Annotated in this window: 14 protein-coding genes, 2 tRNA genes and 1 pseudogene; 2 read left to right on the plus strand and 15 right to left on the minus strand. The window is 47.7% G+C overall.

Annotation, left to right across the window (positions count from 1 at the left end; translation table 11 throughout):
* Positions 1-99 precede the first annotated feature (99 nt).
* The 10 genes and pseudogenes from FRY98_RS29170 to FRY98_RS03215 all read right to left on the minus strand — a co-directional run.
* Positions 100-504, minus strand: a pseudogene (locus FRY98_RS29170) (IS5 family transposase); the annotation flags it as partial.
* Between the two features lie 16 nt (positions 505-520).
* Positions 521-862, minus strand: a complete 342-nt coding sequence (locus FRY98_RS29175; RefSeq protein WP_148450292.1) for an IS5 family transposase — start codon at positions 860-862, stop codon at positions 521-523.
* A gap of 745 nt (positions 863-1,607) precedes the next feature.
* A tRNA-Leu gene (locus tag FRY98_RS03180) sits at positions 1,608-1,693 on the minus strand.
* 72 nt (positions 1,694-1,765) lie between these two features.
* Complete coding sequence (locus FRY98_RS03185; RefSeq protein ID WP_170287009.1) at positions 1,766-2,692, minus strand: GNAT family N-acetyltransferase; 927 nt, start codon at positions 2,690-2,692, stop codon at positions 1,766-1,768.
* 75 nt (positions 2,693-2,767) lie between these two features.
* A tRNA-Leu gene (locus tag FRY98_RS03190) sits at positions 2,768-2,852 on the minus strand.
* Between the two features lie 62 nt (positions 2,853-2,914).
* Positions 2,915-3,724, minus strand: coding sequence for a hypothetical protein (locus FRY98_RS03195; RefSeq protein WP_148451161.1), 810 nt, complete (start codon positions 3,722-3,724; stop codon positions 2,915-2,917).
* Between the two features lie 180 nt (positions 3,725-3,904).
* The gene (locus FRY98_RS03200) at positions 3,905-4,885 is read right to left on the minus strand and encodes a DUF5643 domain-containing protein (RefSeq protein ID WP_148450294.1); all 981 of its coding nucleotides are present in this window, start codon (positions 4,883-4,885) and stop codon (positions 3,905-3,907) included.
* 35 nt (positions 4,886-4,920) lie between these two features.
* Positions 4,921-5,898: a DUF5643 domain-containing protein gene (locus tag FRY98_RS03205; RefSeq protein ID WP_148450295.1), complete on the minus strand. Its 978-nt coding sequence runs from the start codon at positions 5,896-5,898 to the stop codon at positions 4,921-4,923.
* 21 nt (positions 5,899-5,919) lie between these two features.
* Positions 5,920-7,119: a DUF4179 domain-containing protein gene (locus FRY98_RS03210; RefSeq protein WP_148450296.1), complete on the minus strand. Its 1,200-nt coding sequence runs from the start codon at positions 7,117-7,119 to the stop codon at positions 5,920-5,922.
* Positions 7,106-7,663, minus strand: coding sequence for a sigma-70 family RNA polymerase sigma factor (locus FRY98_RS03215; RefSeq protein ID WP_225038208.1), 558 nt, complete (start codon positions 7,661-7,663; stop codon positions 7,106-7,108). The genes FRY98_RS03210 and FRY98_RS03215 overlap by 14 nt, the downstream gene beginning before the upstream one ends.
* Positions 7,664-7,892: 229 nt before the next feature.
* Between FRY98_RS03215 and hcp the strand changes: the two genes are divergently transcribed.
* Positions 7,893-9,578, plus strand: coding sequence for a hydroxylamine reductase (gene hcp / locus FRY98_RS03220; RefSeq protein WP_249043321.1), 1,686 nt, complete (start codon positions 7,893-7,895; stop codon positions 9,576-9,578).
* A gap of 119 nt (positions 9,579-9,697) precedes the next feature.
* Here hcp and FRY98_RS03225 read toward each other — a convergent pair whose 3' ends face one another.
* The 4 genes from FRY98_RS03225 to FRY98_RS03240 all read right to left on the minus strand — a co-directional run bounded on the left by FRY98_RS03225 (position 9,698) and on the right by FRY98_RS03240 (position 15,464).
* Entirely contained in the window at positions 9,698-11,473 is a 1,776-nt protein-coding gene (locus FRY98_RS03225; protein ID WP_170287010.1) for an ABC transporter ATP-binding protein, read from the minus strand.
* Between the two features lie 4 nt (positions 11,474-11,477).
* Positions 11,478-13,301, minus strand: a complete 1,824-nt coding sequence (locus FRY98_RS03230) for an ABC transporter ATP-binding protein (RefSeq protein ID WP_148450299.1) — start codon at positions 13,299-13,301, stop codon at positions 11,478-11,480.
* 110 nt (positions 13,302-13,411) lie between these two features.
* Positions 13,412-14,233: a TlyA family rRNA (cytidine-2'-O)-methyltransferase gene (locus tag FRY98_RS03235; protein ID WP_170287011.1), complete on the minus strand. Its 822-nt coding sequence runs from the start codon at positions 14,231-14,233 to the stop codon at positions 13,412-13,414.
* Between the two features lie 319 nt (positions 14,234-14,552).
* Positions 14,553-15,464, minus strand: coding sequence for a LysR family transcriptional regulator (locus FRY98_RS03240; RefSeq protein WP_148450301.1), 912 nt, complete (start codon positions 15,462-15,464; stop codon positions 14,553-14,555).
* A 187-nt stretch (positions 15,465-15,651) separates the two neighbouring features.
* On the opposite strand from FRY98_RS03240, the gene FRY98_RS03245 reads away from it, so the two are divergent.
* Positions 15,652-16,677, plus strand: a complete 1,026-nt coding sequence (locus FRY98_RS03245) for a YeiH family protein (protein ID WP_249043359.1) — start codon at positions 15,652-15,654, stop codon at positions 16,675-16,677.
* A gap of 77 nt (positions 16,678-16,754) precedes the next feature.
* Here the strand turns inward: FRY98_RS03245 and FRY98_RS03250 are convergent, their stop codons facing one another.
* On the minus strand, positions 16,755-18,587 hold the full coding sequence (locus FRY98_RS03250; RefSeq protein WP_148450302.1) for a polysaccharide deacetylase family protein: 1,833 nt from the start codon (positions 18,585-18,587) through the stop codon (positions 16,755-16,757).
* Positions 18,588-18,701: the final 114 nt, after the last annotated feature.

Genomic DNA, 18,701 nt, shown 5'->3' on the forward strand with positions numbered 1-18,701 from the left:
TGCCAATTGTATATTATTTTTCCTAAAGCTCGTACTTCGAAAGGAATCTGAACTTCAACCTTATAACAAGTTAACTATTCTAGGGCGTGTATGCAAACCCTAAGCGAGCCATACCATAATCGAAGCTAAGGTTAAAAAAGCCACAAATGTGTCTGCCCGTTTATCAAAGCGAGTCGTCAAGCGACGGTAGTTCTTCACTTTATTGAAAAAACACTCAATTAAATGCCGTTCCTTGTAAATGGCTTTGTCCCATTTTTTGGCTTTGTGGCGATTTTTTTTGTTTGGAATAACGGGAATGGCCGACTGTTCCTGAAGAAGCTTTAAAATTCGGTTGGAGTCATAAGCCCGGTCAGCTAATACTTGTTTCTGCGAGAGATCCATTTGTTTGAGCATCTCATAGCCGGTCACAGCATCATGACGTTGTCCAGCCGTCAATTGGAAGCGAAGCGGGTTACCAAGGGCATCTACAATCGCATGTATTTTAGTCGTTAGTCCACCTCTGGAACGCCCAAACGCTTACTTAAGGGTCACCCTTTGCGCCCGCTCCATGCTGGTGGACACGGACAATTGTGGTGTCAATCATCACACTTTCCCAGTCAGTTTCGATCAAAACATGTTCTAGAATCCGCTCCCATATGCCGGCCTTTTGCCAGCGACGAAGGCGGCTGTAAACCGTGGACCAAGAGTCGTAGTATTCTGGTAAATCCCGCCATTGCGCAACCGTCCGTGCTACCCACAGCATGGCATTTAGCATCTTGCGGTGATCGTTCGGGGGTCTCCCTCCTTGTGGTTTTCTCTCCGGCGACAGAAGGTCCTTAATTTTTTCCCATTCGTCGTCACGAATTTCGTATCTTCTCATCATACAGTCTATTACCCAAATACAAGAACACTACGGTTTGCATGCACGCCCTAGTAACCACATTAATCTTTGAAATCACTGCTTGGAAAAATCTTGGCGCCGTCTCCCTGCCGAGTATACTGACAACTCATATCATCGTACATTGGTTGCTTTTTCTGCGACATTGCAGAAGCGACGAAGCGGTAGCGCCATAACTGTTTCTGACACGAGCGATAAACTACCGGCTAAAATCAACCTGTGGTGGGGTTGAATCACGATAACCCGGCATGAGGGATAATGATACTTCTGCCTGGCCAACGTCACGGTATTGGGGGCAGCCCGCTCGGATGAGGGGGAGCTTTGGGAAACCGAAGTTATGATGCAGGCTTGCCACCTGCGGCTTGAAACAGGCATTCCCCTTTCCATTTCTACATGATTTCTCTGTTACACTCATTTCTCCTTCTTCCTACAAAAAATATTTAATTGAGAGAGGAAATACTAGTATGTGCCTGCCTGTACTTTTCAAACTGATGTTTCAAAATTACCCCGATGTCGTCAATGTTCCGCAAATATGCGAGATGCTCGGCGGCATCAGCACCAAATAGACTTTTTTCCTGATACGACACGGGACTGCCAACATTATTCTCATCTCGACTGCTAAAAAGTTTCTTCAGTTCAAGTGATGAGCAGCACTTACAGAGTCCCAATATGCAAAAAGCCCCTGAATTATCCGCAAGGACAATTCAGGGGCTCTTTCATTCTTATCGGATGCGGTCGAGAGGACTCGAACCTCCACGGGGGGGTTAGCCCACACGGACCTGAACCGTGCGCGTCTGCCAATTCCGCCACGACCGCGTTTTCGTTGTGCTGAATTCGCAGCAACGAAATTTATAATATCATGCATCCGCAAGAGAGTCAACAAGCAAATTAATCCGTCATTAATGATTTGACGATATCATACCGGAAGTTGGCCGCCGCTTCGACCTGCCGGAACCCTTCCTGCAAATACAGATTTTTGGCCCGGTCGTTCTCGGCATTCACGCAAAGCACCGCTTGAGAATAACCGCGCTCAACCGCAAACGCCATGGCCGCTCTCAGCAGTATTCTTCCGAGCCCTTTCCCTTGGTATTCGGGAAGAAGCCCAAACGGTCCGATGTTCATGGTCGGCGCCCCCTCAAACTCGTCATCCGCCCCGCGAACGATGCCTACGGCGCGATCCCCATGGTACAGCATCAGCATTCCGCCCTCCAGGTAATCGTCCTCCGCAGCCATTTGCCCCACCATTTCCGGGGTGACCGGCGTTTCATTCCCTTTTAGCTTGGCAAAAGCCGCATTGCGGACCTTCGCCCATGCCTCCTCATCCCGCCCGGCTTGAAAAGCTTCCAGCCGGTATCCGCCAGGCACCCGGAAAGCCGGCTTTTCCAAATCGTGATGAGCCAAAATAAAGGCATACCGCTCCAGCTTGAAATCCAATCTCTCCAACAGCTCCATCGCTCTCACTTGCAGGGTCGGCACAAATATAAACAGCTGGTCGAGCCCTTCCCCGTGCCGCACAATCGACTTCAATAGTTGCTCGTATAGCGTTAGGTCCTCCGCTTCGGTATGAAATATCCGGAACCGCCCCCGGCGACCCTTGCGGTGATAAGCATCCTTGATGAGCGAGGCCGCGCCAACGAGGTCCCCTGCCGAATTCAGCGCAATATAAGTAGGATGGTCTTCATGAATGGCAAAGTCCCGCAAATCCTCTTCATATAAAAACGAATCATCCACGTCCTTCCGGTGCTTTCTGCAATAGTCCAAAAACTCCCCAAGCTTCTCCATACCCAATGCTTCAACGCTCATATCCTTCATCATCCGACTCCGTCCTTCCCGGTCAAAGCTATTAAAAAAACTCCAGATCATCTCTGGAGTTTACAAGGCGGTGTATGATGCGGTCGAGAGGACTCGAACCTCCACGGGGGGTTAGCCCACACGGACCTGAACCGTGCGCGTCTGCCAATTCCGCCACGACCGCGTTTTTCGTTGTGCAGGAAGCGCAGCAACGAAATCTATAATATCATGTCTTCTTAAAAAGAGTCAATACATATTATTTTTAATTTTATTATCCCTGCATTCCTCAGGCGTCGCCAATTTCCGTATCTCCTCGCTAAGCCTTTCGTTTACGGGGTAAACACTCTCCAAAAAGTTCAATATCGCCAGCGCCGATTCCGGGACGTGCTCATAACCGAGCAGCATCCCGCCTAAAAGGGTGGCAAAACGCGGAAACCTTTGTTCAAGTCTGCGTTCGTTCCCGAAAGGATCCGGGAAATGATCGTTTTCTTTTTCAATCAGATGTAATACGGATAAGATCGAACCGATCGCGCTTCCCTGCACAAACCGGAGCGCGGACAATTTTTCGCCCCTGGCAAACCGGCAGAGGCCGACATACAGATTGGTTAAAGCTTCATTGATCGCGTAAGCAAGCTCCTCCTGTCTGGAGTCGGGGATCAGCCTGTCATTCGCGAGAGGAACTTCAAATGCCGCCTTACGCGGATGTTTCCAGACGATTCTTCCGCCCCGATAAGGAATGTTATCCAGCTCCCTCGCCTCAAATACCGCGTACTCCCCATAAATGCCGTCCCGGAACATGATCTTGTGGCCGTCCACCGTGTTCATGAACGAATAAGCCAAAGGATAAACGTCCTCCAGCCAATCCAGGTTGTTCAAAAATCGAGCTTTACAGCCAGGCTCCACGATTACAAAAAAATCCAGGTCCGAATATTCGTCCAACCTTCCCAACTCCGACCCGACCGACCCCAAGCCCAGCAGCAGCAAGGCACCGTCCTTCCCTTCCAGCGAGTTTCCGATTTCCTCCAGCCGGTTCAGCAGCAGTTCCCGTCTATTCATGGGCACCAAGCAACCTCCCTTTCATTGACAAAATAGAAAGGGCCCACCCTCGCATGAATTACGAGGATGAACCCTTGGGTTACATTGCCTTCAATTTATAACAGAAATATCATAGCGTATGAAGAATGTCAAGTAATACATATCAGCCCCTTAAATGGAATTCGGGAATGAGTGATGAGGTTATCTCACCTTTACCGTCATTTCCAGTTCTTTTATCTCTTGTTTCACGATCTCGCCGTTTTCGTCCAGTTTAAACGCTCCGCTTGTTGCGCCCGGCTCCGCGTATTCGGGTTTGAAGGCCTTCATCGTAATCGACTTCACGTTTTTTCCCAACGGGCCGAGCAGGCAATTGTAGTACATATCGCCGGCTTTGTTGTTCTCGTCGGTACCAAAGCTCGAAAGATCATCCAACCGGTTGCCTTGATCATCCACAAATTCATACATGAAATCGGAAGGCTTGCCCTTTTCAAAGCCTTTCTCGATCAACTGAATTCGGGTTGAGGTGGAGGTTGCGTTTAATTGGCTCAGAACAACGGTACGACTGCCCAATTTTTTACTTACATTCGGCTTCAAGACAATCGGTTTAGCCGTGCTTTTTTGCATCGAGAGGTCAAAAGTATAAGGCTTATCCACACCTTCCAGGGTGATCTTCGCCGTCAGTTTGAACTTGTTCGGGAAGGTATACTGTTGTCCGCCAAGCCAGGAGGGGTCGGACATTTGAAGGACAGCCTGATCCGGCGTATTTCCCTTAATCTTCCTAAAGGTCGGTCTTTTGCTCATCGTGCCGCCCCCCAGTTCATAAATGTCTTTTCCGTCAATGAAGATCCGGATATCTTTGATTGCGCCCTTCTCCCAAAGCGTATCCTGGGTCTTTTCGTCAAATTTGGAGTCGGTGATACCGCCGACCAAATTTTTGCCGCTGCGTTTCAGGGAAATTTTAATGTAATTTCCGTCATAGAACGCCTCGCTCACACCGAGTGTAATGCCGTTCTGCGTAAGCTCCGCCGCTTTTCCCGCCTTCTGCGCCGCGGCGCTGTAAGCTGCGGAAGCCTTTCCGGCCGCCGAAGCATGGACGTCCGTTGCTGCCGTCACCCATCCCGCTCCACCAAGAAGCATCCCGGCTAGTGCGGCAGTGGTCATCACCTTATAAACCTTCTTCATCTTAAAATCCTCCGATTCACGTAATTTCAATTCAACTACTTCACCTTTACCGTCATTTCCAGTTCTTTTACCTCTTGTTTCACGATCTCGCCATTTTCGTCCAGTTTAAAGAGTCCGCTTGTTGCGCCCGGTTCCATAAATTCAGGTTTGTAGGCCTTTATCGTAATCGACTTCGCGTCTTTCTCCAGAGCACTCAGCACATAATCTTCGTACATATCGCCGTCTTTGTTGTTCTCATCGGTGCCCATTCCCGAAAGAGTTTCCAGCTTACGCCCTTGATCATCCACAAATTCAAACATGATGTCGGAAGGCTTGCCCTTTTCATAGCCTTTCTGAATCAACAGAACACGGGTAGAGGTCGAAGTCAGATTCAATTTGCTAAGGTTATAAGTCAGCTTGCCCGATGTTTTCGTTAAATTCGGCTTCAGGACTATCGGGGATCCCGTGCTTTTTTGCATCGCCAGCTCAAAAGTGTACGGTTTCTCCACGCCTTCCAGGGTGATCTTGGCGGTCAATTTGAACTTGTCCGGGAAGGCATATTGTTGACCGCCGAGCCAGGAAGGATCGCTTAATTCAACGATAGCAGCGTCTGGCGTAGGTCCTGGCCGCCAACCCAGGCTCGGTCTTTTGCCGAGAGATCCTCCACCGATCGTATAGATGTCTTTGCCGTCAATAAAGATCTGAATAGCTTTGATTGCCCCCTTCTCACGGATATATTCCTGGCTCTTTTCATCAAATTTGGAGTCGGTGATACCGCCGATTAGTCCCTGACCGCTGCGCTTCACCGAAATTTTGAGGTAATTCCCGTCATACTGTGCCTCGCTTACCCCAAGCGTAATCCCGTTTTGCGTAATCTCGGGCGTTTTTCCGGCCTTCTGCTCCGCGGCGCTGTAGCCCGTATTGGCCTGAGCCGCCGAAGCATGAACGTCCGTTGCTGCCGTCACCCATCCCGCTCCGCCAAGAATCATTCCCGCCAACGCGGCTGTCGTCATCACTTTATATCCTTTTTTCATTTTTTAAGCCCTCCAGATTTTTTAATTTTGAAGATCATATAATTTTTCCAATCCGGTCCGATCCACCGGGATAGTGATTTCCAGTTCTTTTATATAATTTTTGATAATTTCGCCGTCAGAATCGAGTTTGAATCTTCCCGAAACCGCCCCCGGGATCTCCATCTCAGGCAGGAACGCTTTAATTGTTACCGATGCCGGCACATCGGTAAATCGGTCGAACAAAAATTCGCTGATCATTTCGTTTTCGCCCTTGAATACCCCCACGCCGCTCACATGATCGAGTTCCCTGCCTTGATCGTCCCAAACCTCAAAGATCAGATGATGTCTTAAAAGCCTGGCCGCTTTATCACTGGATAGGACGCTCAGCCTTACTTTGGTTGTGATCGGGGTGAACTGGATTTGTTCAATCGTAACCTTGTTTCCTTTCCACTCCCTTGTATCCAGGGGAGATAGCGCCAGCGTATCCGCATTTTTACGAATGGGAAGTTCAAAAGCGAAGGGCTCGGAAATGCCCTCCAGCCGGAATTCGATATTCAACTGAAACTCGTCCGGTAAAATGGGGATTTCGTCCAATGTCGGAAAAGCGGTCAGTTCGTAGATGGCTGAATTCCGGTCGGGAGTCTTCTTCCCCCCCCAGTGGAGTTTTCTTCCGCCCCCAAAGTCATAAATCGATTCCCCATCGATATATACGTCAACCGAATTAATTGCACCCTCGGGATAAATCTCCGGCTTCCCGTTCCCGGTAAATTTGGCGTCACGAATCCCGGCGGCGAACCCTCCGCCTTCGCGCGTTACGGCCAAAGATAACCGGGTTCCGTCATAGACCAATTGCGGAATGCGGAGCGTGACTCCCTCATGGGTCACGCTGGCATCGAGTTTAGCCGCAAGTCCTCTTTCGTCTGCCGTCCGCAGCCCCAGATCGCCGGCCAGCTTGAAAATACTGCCGATCAGCGGAATATTCTTCATCGATTCCGCCATCGCCGGCGAGACCATGGCGCCGCCCAGGCCGGCGACCAGAATGATCGCGGCGGCCGAGGCCGCAACCAAGGCGATCCTGCGAGTCTTGCGGAACCCGGGGGTTCGGCCGCTTCTGTCCTGCATCGGAAGGTCGGCCAAGGAGGCATAGACTTCATCCTGCCGGCGGCGGACGATTTCGGGAACCTCGGGCAGCGGTTCTTTGCCGATTTCCCGCAGTTCTTTTTCAACATCACATACTTTCATAAGCCAGCTCCCCCTTCCGAATTTGCTTTACTTCATCGGCCAATATGCCCCGGGCTCTGTGCAGGCGCGCCCTAACGGCTCCGTCGGAAATATCCAGCACACTGGCGATCTGTTTGATCGGCAAATCCTGATAATAAAATAAATGGATAACGATCCGCAGAGATTCATCCAGATTTTCCACGGCTTCCCGAAGATCGAGCCTGCGGCTGTCTTCGTAATAAGGCGCCGAGCGATCCGTTTCCGCAATCTCCGGCAACTCCGCCATAACGACGGTTCTTTTGCGCATCCGCAACAACTGGTTACACTCGTTGATTAAAATGCGGATAACCCAGGTTTTAAAATATTTTGGCTTTCGCAATGTCGACATTGATTTATACGCCTTGAGCGTCGTTTCCTGAAACGCATCCGCACAGTCTTCATCACGTCCCACAATGGACTTCGCCAAGCTGTACAGTTCGGGTTCCAGCCTCCGGAACAGCCGGATAAACGCCTCACGATCTCCCCGCTGCGCTCGCTTGACTTCCAGTTCCATATCTTGCTGCACGAATTTCATCTCCTTTTGAGGGCCCTCTGTAAGATTAGATGGACCAGTACATCAAAATGTTATATTAGCGAAAAAAATAATTTGTCATCTTGGAGAAAATTGTTCTGTCCCCGCTACGCCCTCGTAAAAAAAGTGATTGAAATCACCTGGCCGTCTTGCCGCTGGCGTTATGCTTCTGGATGTCAGGTATATGCTTCCACTATATTTTTCCATAGGAGGTTGTTTTAAGATGACCACATCCGCATCCCCTGTTGGCACCCAGCAGCCATCCATGTTTTGTTTTCAGTGTCAGGAGTCGGCCGGAGGAACCGGCTGCACGATTAAAGGCGTCTGCGGGAAACCGCATGATGTCGCCAACCTGCAGGATTTGCTGATCTATGTATTGAAAGGCATATCGTTTCTTTCGATCGGGCCACATCTCCCCGATGCGTTGGAGCGGCAGGTGTCCGTCTTTATCATGGACTCGTTATTTGCTACGATTACGAACGCCAATTTTGACCGCGACGTGTTCATCGCCAAAATCCGGGAAGCGCTCGCGCTGCGGGCCGACGTCCGAAGCCACTGGGACGAACGGCACTCCGGCGACGGCGCGGCGCTTCCCGATGCCGCGGTTTGGCTGGCTGACGACGAAGCCTCGTTTGACGCCAAGGCCAAGCAAGTCGGCGTCCTCGCCACAACCGATCCGGACATCCGCTCTTTGCGCGAACTGCTGACATACGGCCTTAAAGGTATGGCCGCTTATACGTATCATGCACTTCACCTGAACCATGCCGATGCGAACATCGATTTGTTTATGCGCCAGGCCCTCGCCGCCACTCTGGACGATTCCTTAAGCGCGGACGATCTCGTCGCTTTGGTCATGGAGACGGGCAAATTCGGCGTGGAAGCCATGTCCTTGCTCGATCGGGCCAATACCGGAACCTATGGGCATCCGGAAGTAACCCGGGTGAATATCGGCGTTCGCAACCGGCCGGGCATCCTCATCAGCGGGCATGACTTGAAAGACTTGGAGGAATTGCTGCGGCAAACCGAGGGTACCGGGGTCGATGTGTACACGCATAGTGAAATGCTTCCGGCCCATTACTATCCGGCCTTCAAGAAATACGAGCATTTCGTCGGCAATTACGGGAACGCCTGGTGGCAGCAAACGACGGAATTCGCCGCGTTCAACGGGCCGATTCTGATGACCACCAACTGTATCGTCCCGCCAAAATCCAGCTACATCGACCGGATCTATACGACCGGTAACACCGGATATCCCGGCGTACGGCATATTCCGGAAGGTCCGGAAGGGCAGCCGAAGGACTTCTCGGGAATCATCGCCCACGCCAAGCGGTGCAGCCCGCCCACCGAGCTTGAGAGCGGCGAAATCGTCGGCGGCTTTGCCCATCATACCGTAACCGGGATCGCCGATCAGGTCGTGGATGCCGTGAAGACCGGCGCAATCCGGCGCTTTTTCGTCATGGCCGGCTGCGACGGACGGATGAAGTCGCGCAACTATTACACGGAATTCGCCCGGGAACTTCCCGGAGATACGGTCATTTTGACCGCCGGGTGCGCGAAGTATAAATACAACAAGCTCGATTTGGGTGAAATCGGCGGGATTCCCCGCGTTCTGGACGCCGGACAATGCAACGACTCCTATTCCCTGGCCGTCATCGCTCTGAAACTGAAGGAGATTTTGGGCCTTGAGGATATCAACGAGCTGCCGATTTCGTACAATATCGCCTGGTACGAGCAAAAAGCGGTGATCGTCCTGCTCGCCCTGCTCTACCTCGGCGTCAAAAACATCCACCTGGGTCCGACGCTCCCCGCGTTCCTTTCGCCGAACGTGGCCAACATCCTGGTTGAGAAATTCGGCATCGGCGGGATTACGAACGTCGAGGACGATATGAAAATGTTCCTGGGCGCGTAACAGCCAATCATTCTATTATGCGGTAGGCACAAAGAAAAGGCTACGATGAATGGAATCATCGTAGCCTTTCGGTTTGAAACGCCCGTTTTCTTTGCCGCTCAACAAGTCTAGCTTTGCAATTACTCAACCACATACCACTTTCTCTGGGATTCAAACATTTTTTTATATTCGCCATCCCTACTAATAAGTTCACTGTGCTTGCCGTCCTGTACAATCCTGCCGTCCTTTAATACGATAATTCTATCGGCGATCCGAACCGAACCCAACCTGTGAGTCACGATGATTGCGGTTTTGTCTTGGCAGATTTTCGCAAAGTCGTTATAAAGCCGTGTTTCCTCCAAAGGGTCAATAGCTGACGTGGGTTCATCCAAAATCATCAAATCACTATCCCTAAATAATCCGCGTGCAATGGCAATCCGTTGCCATTGACCGCCGGATATCTCTGTCCCGTCAAAATCGCGCCCAAGCATCGGGTTTAAACCGCCCCTATAGCTTTCGTCTTTCAAAATCACCCCCGATTTATCGCAAATATCCATGAGCATCGCTTCGTCTGTAGGCTTGTCCATTTGACTGATGATCAAATTTTCCCGCACCGTCATATTATATTTGCAATATTTTTGAAAGACAGCGGACGTATGATCATAACTCAAATTTTTAACAGGCACATCTCCATAAGTGACTTCTCCTTGAGACGCCTCATATAATCCCATAATTACTCTGCATAATGTTGTCTTGCCGCTGCCGTTTTCACCGACGATCGCCAAAGTCTGGCCGCTGGGTATCGTTAAACTGATATTTTCCAAGGCCATCTTGTCAGTCATTGGATAGCTGAAACTTACATTGCTCAATTTAATATCAACTTTTTGAGGCCTTGGCATCCTTTTTTCAGGTTCATTCCTCTCATTGACGAAGTCCAAGAAGTTTTCAACAGTTCCCACATTTTCGGATGCCCAACCGATCCTTTCGGAAACTAGTTCGCTCATAAAACTATAAAGTCTGTAAATCGAGGCCAGTACGGCCGCAAACGCCCCAACGGAAATTTCTTGATTCATGACAAATATAAAAAGCATATAGATGATCATGCCGTAACCTATGACAGTTACAATATCCAAAATCAGATTTAGCAGATTTTTTTTAAGCTGAGCTATAAAAACAAGCCGATTTAACTTTTTGAGAGAAGAGGTGTACAAATTGGTAAAGAAATCCGTTGCCCCAAGCAGCCTCGTCTCTTTAAAGAACTCCTTGTCTGTCATGCATCTTTCATAGTTCTCATATTCTCTTCGGATCGGAGCCGATTGTTCCTCCAATTTTTTAAACGAGAGGATTTGCGCAAACTTAGAAAGAATACAGGGGATGAAGACGATCACAATACTTAGACCTAGAATAGGTTTTAGAGTGAACAGATACCACCCCATAAAACTAAAATAAATCGTATAGAAAAATACCAAGTCCAAAAGAGTTAAACATACCCAAACCAAGTTTTGGCTTCCTGCTATAGCTTTATTAATAAAGTCCAGACGATGAGTGTCCTCAAATTCAACCACATTTAATCTATCTATACTTTGATGAATGAGTCCGTTCGTTCGTTTGCCAACGCTTTTATTGAGAATGAGTGCATGGCAATTATCCACCCCGTTCATGAGTTGACATAATGCATACGACAATCCCATACCCATTAAATACAAAATAGCGGTGCCCAAATCGATTTTATCCGCAACGAAATTTTGAGCCGCGTCAAAAAACTTTTGCATGAATACTACTTGCAGAGCCCATGACGCACCGTGAACGGTTGTAAAGAAAACATGCAACAAAAACATGGAAGGATTCGCTTCAAACATGATTTTTATGCCCTTAAGGCTGTTGATTAAAAAGCCTTTACTCTTCATTTTTCCCATACTTTTAACCTTCACCTTCCAAAAACACTGACTTCGTTTTCGGTTCATACCAAGATTTCTGGCTCGCAAACATCTTACTGTATTTACCGTTTTTCAAGGACATCAATTGATCATGAGAACCCCGCTCCGCAATGTGCCCCTCGTCGACAACCAATATTTCATCCGCCATTTTGGCGGCGCCCAATCTGTGGGTTATGAATATTGTAAATCTGTCTTTATTTACATGACTAAACAGCTCGTAAACCTGGCTTTCGGCTAACGGATCAAGCGAGGCTGTGGGTTCATCCAAAATATTTATTTTAGAGTTTGAATACAGCAGCCTGGATATAGCCAGTCGCTGCCACTGCCCACCCGATAAATCCTTGCTGTTTTCTTTTATCTTGCCAAGGTAGGTGTCGATCCCGAATTCCAAGCCGTTTACAACATCTTTCAGTCCCATTTCCGAAACGATGGTTTCTAGTCTCTTCTCATCCGTCTTCGTAAGATTTCCAAGAAGAATATTGTCCTTTACGGTCAATGGATATTTGGCATAGTCCTGGTATACAACGGAGATCAATCCTTTGATCTCTGCGAAGGAAAAGTCCCGTATGCTTTTCCCGTTTATCAAAATTTCCCCTTCAAATTCGTCATACATCCCTGTTAGCAATTTAGTGATGGTCGTCTTTCCCGCCCCATTTACTCCCACAAAACAATAATTTTTATGGTGACTCAATATAAACGAGCAGTCTTTTAATATATAGTGTTCCGTCCCCGGGTATTTAAAGCTGACGTTTCTGAATTCCAAGGATTCAAACGCAAAAGAGTCCATATCGGCCGGTAACACACAAGCATCTTTTTTTTCGCTAAGCCTAGTAAAGCTTGAAAATTCTTTTAAATATTCTTTTAACCGTGCGTAATCATACATCGTGCTGGACAACTGCCACGACATATTCTGAACCAAACCGTAAATGGCGTTGACGAGAGCTATAAAGATGCCTAGAGAAATTTCCCCGCGATGAAGCGAAGGCAAAAGCAAGGTCACAATAACAATTACGATGAACAATGTGACCATAGAGCCGCTTTTCATATGTATATAGCTTTTAATTTCGATTTTATTTTCGATCTTACTTGATTCGTCGTAAAGCTGATCGAACTTGTCACGAAGAGGCGTACTGTAGGCAAATAACTTGCGTTCCTCGGCAAAGTCGCGATTAATTAAAATGCTTGATAAATAATTATATTTCCTTTGAATCTTTTTGGCTTCCATACCCATTTCATAATTTTTTTTGCCCGTTCTCATCGCAATATAAAACAAAGGCACACTTATAATAATGATGACGATGCCGCTAATAAAAGTAGATGACATAACAATGATAAGCAGTGAAAATGAGCTAATTAAAAGCGTTGCTCCCCTAAACCAGTTATTTAATCCCGCCATAAAATTCTTTATCGGATCTGAGCACACCCTGTTTATTAATTCCTGTGTATCCTTGTTTTCAATATGCTTATACTCCAACCGAACTTGCTTTAGTGCGATCTCTTTTTTTAAAGTCGCATTTAGTTTGTTTTGAGCCGAAGTTTCTATAATTTGTGTGATAGAAGGAATTAGATTTGTAAATATGATGTAGCTCATTATTAAAATGATAGGTAAATAAATGGACGAATAATCAACCCTCCCCTTAAAAATATCCGTCGCCGTATTGATGAAATTAGCTACTACCAGAGTTTGATAGGCGGGTATCAGCGAATTTAAAATCGTTATTAGAATAGAATAGATCGTTTGCAACGGGATGATTCTTAAAGGTACCGTCAGAAAATCCAATGTCGTATAATCTTTGGATTTAAGCATTTTGCCTCCAATGTTTAACTAAGAAAATACGCTAAGTCTCCAATATATAGAGACTTAGCGTACTTTTAGTTGAATGATCTGTGATATTACCGTTCCATACGCAGATGCCCTTATTTACTATAAGCCTTTAGTTTGGCGGCCTCAATGACGGCAGCATCGATATCTTTTCGGATATCTCTTTTTACAGAACCCCCACTCTGACCGAGCCATAGAAAAAACTCTTTTGTCCCTTTATTCCCGGTAACCAGGCTGTTCGTAATACCCAAAACGCGGAGCCCGATATTTTCTGTAAAACTAACGAGATCCATGAGAATTTGTTGATATATACCCGGATCATCTATTCTTCCCGATCTGCGGATTTGCGGGTCCGCAACCTCAAACAAAGGTTTTACCAAACATAGTATTTCCCCGGACGGCTGCAGCAGTCGAACAACAAGCGGAATCGCCTGTTTCAAAGACAAATAAGAAAGATCCAGTGTGGCGAATTCTGGCTCGGGCTTTAAATGCAGCTTCGCAACGGAACCAATATTTGTCTTCTCCATGTTAACGACTCGGGAGTCAAGCCTTAACTTCCCCGCCAATTGACCATACCCAGCGTCGATCGCATACACTTTCGCCACGCCGTGCTGCAATAAACAATCGGTAAATCCACCCGTTGAGGCTCCCGTATCCAACGCGATTTTGCCGGAAACATTGATTTGAAAATACTCCAATGCGCCTTCAAGCTTAAGGCCGCCTTTTCCGACATATTTCTGTTCATACCCTTTAATGGCTATCTCAACATCTTCTCTAACTTGCTCTCCTTCATAGACCGCAGGAGTGCCGTTAATCAACACCTTATTTGACATGACCCAACTGGCCGCTTCCTTCCGCTCCTCAAAAAAGCCCCGTTCCAGCAGCAAACGCCATAAAGGCAATTTTCGTTTGTTCAACCCATTCCTCTCCTCTTCTTTAAAGTCGTCGATGTGAACTTTGAAGAAGGCGGAGCTCGTATAGGCCGGTCGTAACGTTATATTTCAACTAATAGATGGTACATGTAGAATCAACTCCGAATACATATTTTCACTAAGTCAACTATACATTTGCACGGCGAAAAAAGGTTCAAATGCACCGCAACAAGAGAAACCACCAGTAATAAATCACATGATATCACAACATTTTCCATTAATATAGATGTATTTTTACAAGACTGCGCTTAAAATGAATCTATTTTGTAAAATGATTGCGAGATTTAATGATTACATTTGCAACTTACTCCTCACCAGACTCCTTGATAAGTCCAGGATTCAAATACTCCTTAAGCGTTTCAATAAACGTATTCAGCGCTTTGGTCTGGTAGACCGACCTCGTCACGATGGTAAACTCCCGCTTGAACGGAAGCCCCTCGACTCTGATCATTCCGATGTAACCGTTCGTCAGCTCTTTTACAATAGTCCACTTTGACAGCAGACTGATCCCCAATCCGGCCTCCACCGATTCCTTGATCACCTGGGTACTTCCGAATTCCATGATCGCTTTCGGTGTAAATGGGTGCATTTCAAAGAAATGATCTGCCGCCTGTCTGGTTCCGGAGCCTTCTTCCCGAAGAATCCAGGTTTCGTCCGCCAAGGCGGAAAGGGGCAAATCGCCGTTCTTTTTTAATAAAGGGTGCGACGGTGAAGCAACAATGACCATCTGATCCTCCGAAACGACTTCCGAATGTAATTGAGGATCGTTGAAATAGCCCTCGACAATCCCGATATCCAATTGATAGGAGTTCACCAAGTCGATGATTTCTTTCGTGTTGTGAATAATGATGGATGGCTTGATCAAGGGGTACTCTTTTTTCAGCTTGGCGATAATATGCGGCAAAATATATTCACCGAATGTATAGCTTGCGCCAATCGCAATCGGACCGCTGGCACTGCCCGCCAAATCATCCACTAAGTCCTGCATTCTTGTATAGAGTGCCAGGATCTCTTTGGCATGGTGATACACAATCTCCCCGGCTTTATTCATTCGCACGTGTTTATTGTTCCGCTCTAATAACCTGGTCCCTACCAACCGTTCCAATGTTCTAATGTGTTGGCTGACAGCGGGCTGCGTCATATGCAGTTCCTCTGCGGCTTTCGTAAAATTTTGTTTTTCCACGACCTTGATAAACACTTCTAAATATTGATCCATTTTAAACCCTTCCGCCCATTTTGGTTTTTAATGAGATGCAATCCATCCGTACGATGCTAATTCATATAAATTCACTTATCATCCCTATTATATATCGTTATTTTTCTTATGAATATGACGGAGGTACACTGGGGTTGTGAAAATAATTTGGGGTGATGATATGGAAGTCCAACGTGCAAGTGCAAGTATGTTAAAGGAGGAGAAACTCCCCTCGCCGAAAAAGAAAGCTTCCGCGGGCTTGTTCTGTTCAGGTATTGCCTTCACCGTTGTGATTGCCGCAATGGGGTTCGCTTTCTCACGGGTTCCCGGGTTCGATCATGTTGGCCCGCTAGCCTGTGCGATCGTTATCGCGGTGATTTACCGGCAATTTTTCGGTTACCCGGAGGCATTACGGTCAGGGATTCAATTTTCAGCCAAGCGTTTGTTGCGTTTTGCGATTATCTTATACGGTTTGAAATTAAACATAGATACTGTTCTACACCAGGGTCTTCCCCTGCTTGTTCGTGATATGGGAGTCATCGGATTTGCGATTTTGACAACCGTTTGGCTGGGGAAAGTTCTTAAAGCGGAGCCATCATTAACTTTGCTTCTCGGGGTAGGAACCGGTGTCTGCGGCGCTGCGGCTATCGCCTCCGTATCCCCGATATTGAAAGCGAATGATGAGGACACCGCCATTGGAGTTGGCATTATAGCGCTGGTAGGAACCGTTTTTTCAGTCGCTTATACCCTTCTTCGGCCGTTTTTGCCGATTTCAGCCATCCATTATGGGATTTGGAGCGGAATCAGCCTTCATGAAATTGCGCATGTCGCCCTGGCGGGGGCCCCTGCGGGACAGGATGCCCTGGCGATTGCTCTTCTGGCCAAATTAGGCCGAGTTCTGCTGCTGATTCCCTTATGCTTCATATTGATCTTTTGGATGAACCGGAAAAACTCCGGAAACAGTAGCGGTACGCGAATTGAATTTCCTTGGTTCCTTCTCGGATTTATTCTGATGAGTCTATTTGGCAGTTACTGTTTAGGCCATTCCATTTCTGTGTCCCAAGGGGTCATGGACGGAGTCTCCAATCTGACGACCTTTATCCTCACATCCGCCATGGTCGGGCTTGGATTGAATGTAAGTCTGCGCGACCTTCGGGCAAAGGCTCTTAGGCCGCTCATCGCCATGCTAATCACCTCTATCGTGTTATCGGTCGTTACGTTGTTTGTTGCTTAAGAAACGAAACAAGCTCCTGAACTGTCGCATGGACAGTTTCAAGAGCTTGTTGCTTGTTTATGGTGATGAAACGCGACCTAACCGTTTGTCTGGGCCAACTCCAGCATCATTTTTACAATTTCGACGCCATAAGTGGGAACGCTCGCCCACGATCCGCCCAAAGCCTCCACCGTAACCGCCTTTCCCTGCAAAGCGGGAAAATGCCTTGGGTCAGGTGTATCCAATTTCGGATAACCCGGCGCCCCCGCATACAATGCCAGATGATCAACCTGCGCCTGAACCCCTTCCTCCCAGCTGAAAAAGCGCTGATGCGCCGTATGATCCGTGTCGGAGCCGCCTGTCTGGTTTTTTAAACCGGCCGGATTATTAAACGTTTCATCCAAGATGCCTCCGAATTTTCCAAAGCCCGTCTCCTTTGCGGCCTGACAGTACACGACCGTCGGATCGACTCCCGCTTTCAAAGCTTCCTCCCATACAATGTCCGCCAGGTTAATAAACACTTCCGTTGCCCCTTTAGCACTTGCCCATGCTTTAGCCTGCTGGACCGTAGCTCTTGGAGCGGACAAGATGTATGTATCGCCAACGGTCCTTTCATCGCCGTTATCGTTTTCAGGCTTCTCGTTATTTTCGTCTGCCGGCTTCTCGTCAATGATTTCTTCTGCCGGTTTCTTGGAAGAAAGGGTAACGGTACTGTCTGCGGAGTTCCACGTCATATCCATTCCGGCAAGTTCACTCACAAATCTTAAAGGGACATACGTTTTTTCCTTTATGATAATTACGCTGGTATCCATCTGTATCTGCGCTTCATCATTGACTACAGCCACTTTGTCGCCAATCTTCAAATCGACATGTGTATTGTCCTTCCACAGAATCAAATGTTTCTGGTCCCCGCTCCCCTCCCATTTGACGCCAAAGCCCAAGGATTCCGCCATGAATCTTACGGGCACCAGAATCCGGCTATTTTCATCGACATGTGGTTTCGCATCCGAAAATTCGACTTCCGTTCCATCGTATATCAAATGGATATTACGCTCTTCGGTACCGCTGTTTCTATTGTTGGAGCCATCGGCGTTAGCCGCCGTCTCCTTGTCCTTATTCTGCGCAGCCGGTGAATTTGCGGCCTTTGAAGGAACGTCTTTTGAAGGAGCGGTCTGCTTTGCCGTATCGGGGGCGGCTGCGGGTGTCGATCCGTCCAGATTGTCAGCCAAACCGTTCAATTCCGCCATCGTAACAAAAGTGTAGCCTTGAGACCGGTAGTAATCAATAATTTGAGGAAGTGCCTTGACCGTCTTATCCCGTTTTCCTCCCCCGGAATGCATCAGCACGGTGATCTTGTTGCCGGAGCTGGACTTCACCGTTTTGAGAATGCTGGCAACAGAGCTGCCCGCCGCCCAGTCCCGGGTATCGACCGTCCATAGAGCCTCGGCATGTCCCAATGCCTGAATTTCTCCCTTCACCCGTCCCGATGTCGCCCCATAAGGAGGACGCATCATGGTCGGAGCGGAGCCGGTAGTTTCCCGAATCGCTTTATCCGTCTTTACAATCTCCTGGCGAACCTTCTCTTTGCCAAGCTTGGTTAGTTCCGTATGGCTCCACGAATGATTTCCTAGAGCATGCCCTTCTTTTACAATGCGTTTCATCACGTCGGGATACTGTTTCACCCGATTTCCTACTACGAAAAATGTACCCTTTACCTTTTTATCTCGCAAAATATCCAACACTTTCCCTGTATATGTTTTATCCGGCCCGTCATCGAAGGTTAAGGCCACCATTTTATTAGCTTTGTTTCCCGATGAGGAGTCCGGCTTAGATCCCGCGGCTGCCGAATAACCCGTTCCGGCTGAACTGACTAGTAAAAAGATCATTACGGTAGTAACAATAAGTCTGCATAGATGATACCTTGGCTTCATGAAAATAAACCTACTTTCAGTATATTAATCTAGTGAGCATTCTGCATAACCGCAAAATGCCCATGTACTGAAAAAGTATAGAATATTTTTTTCCAAAATGATAGAGAACTTGTA

This window comes from Paenibacillus faecis (assembly GCF_008084145.1).
Classification (GTDB): domain Bacteria; phylum Bacillota; class Bacilli; order Paenibacillales; family Paenibacillaceae; genus Fontibacillus; species Fontibacillus faecis.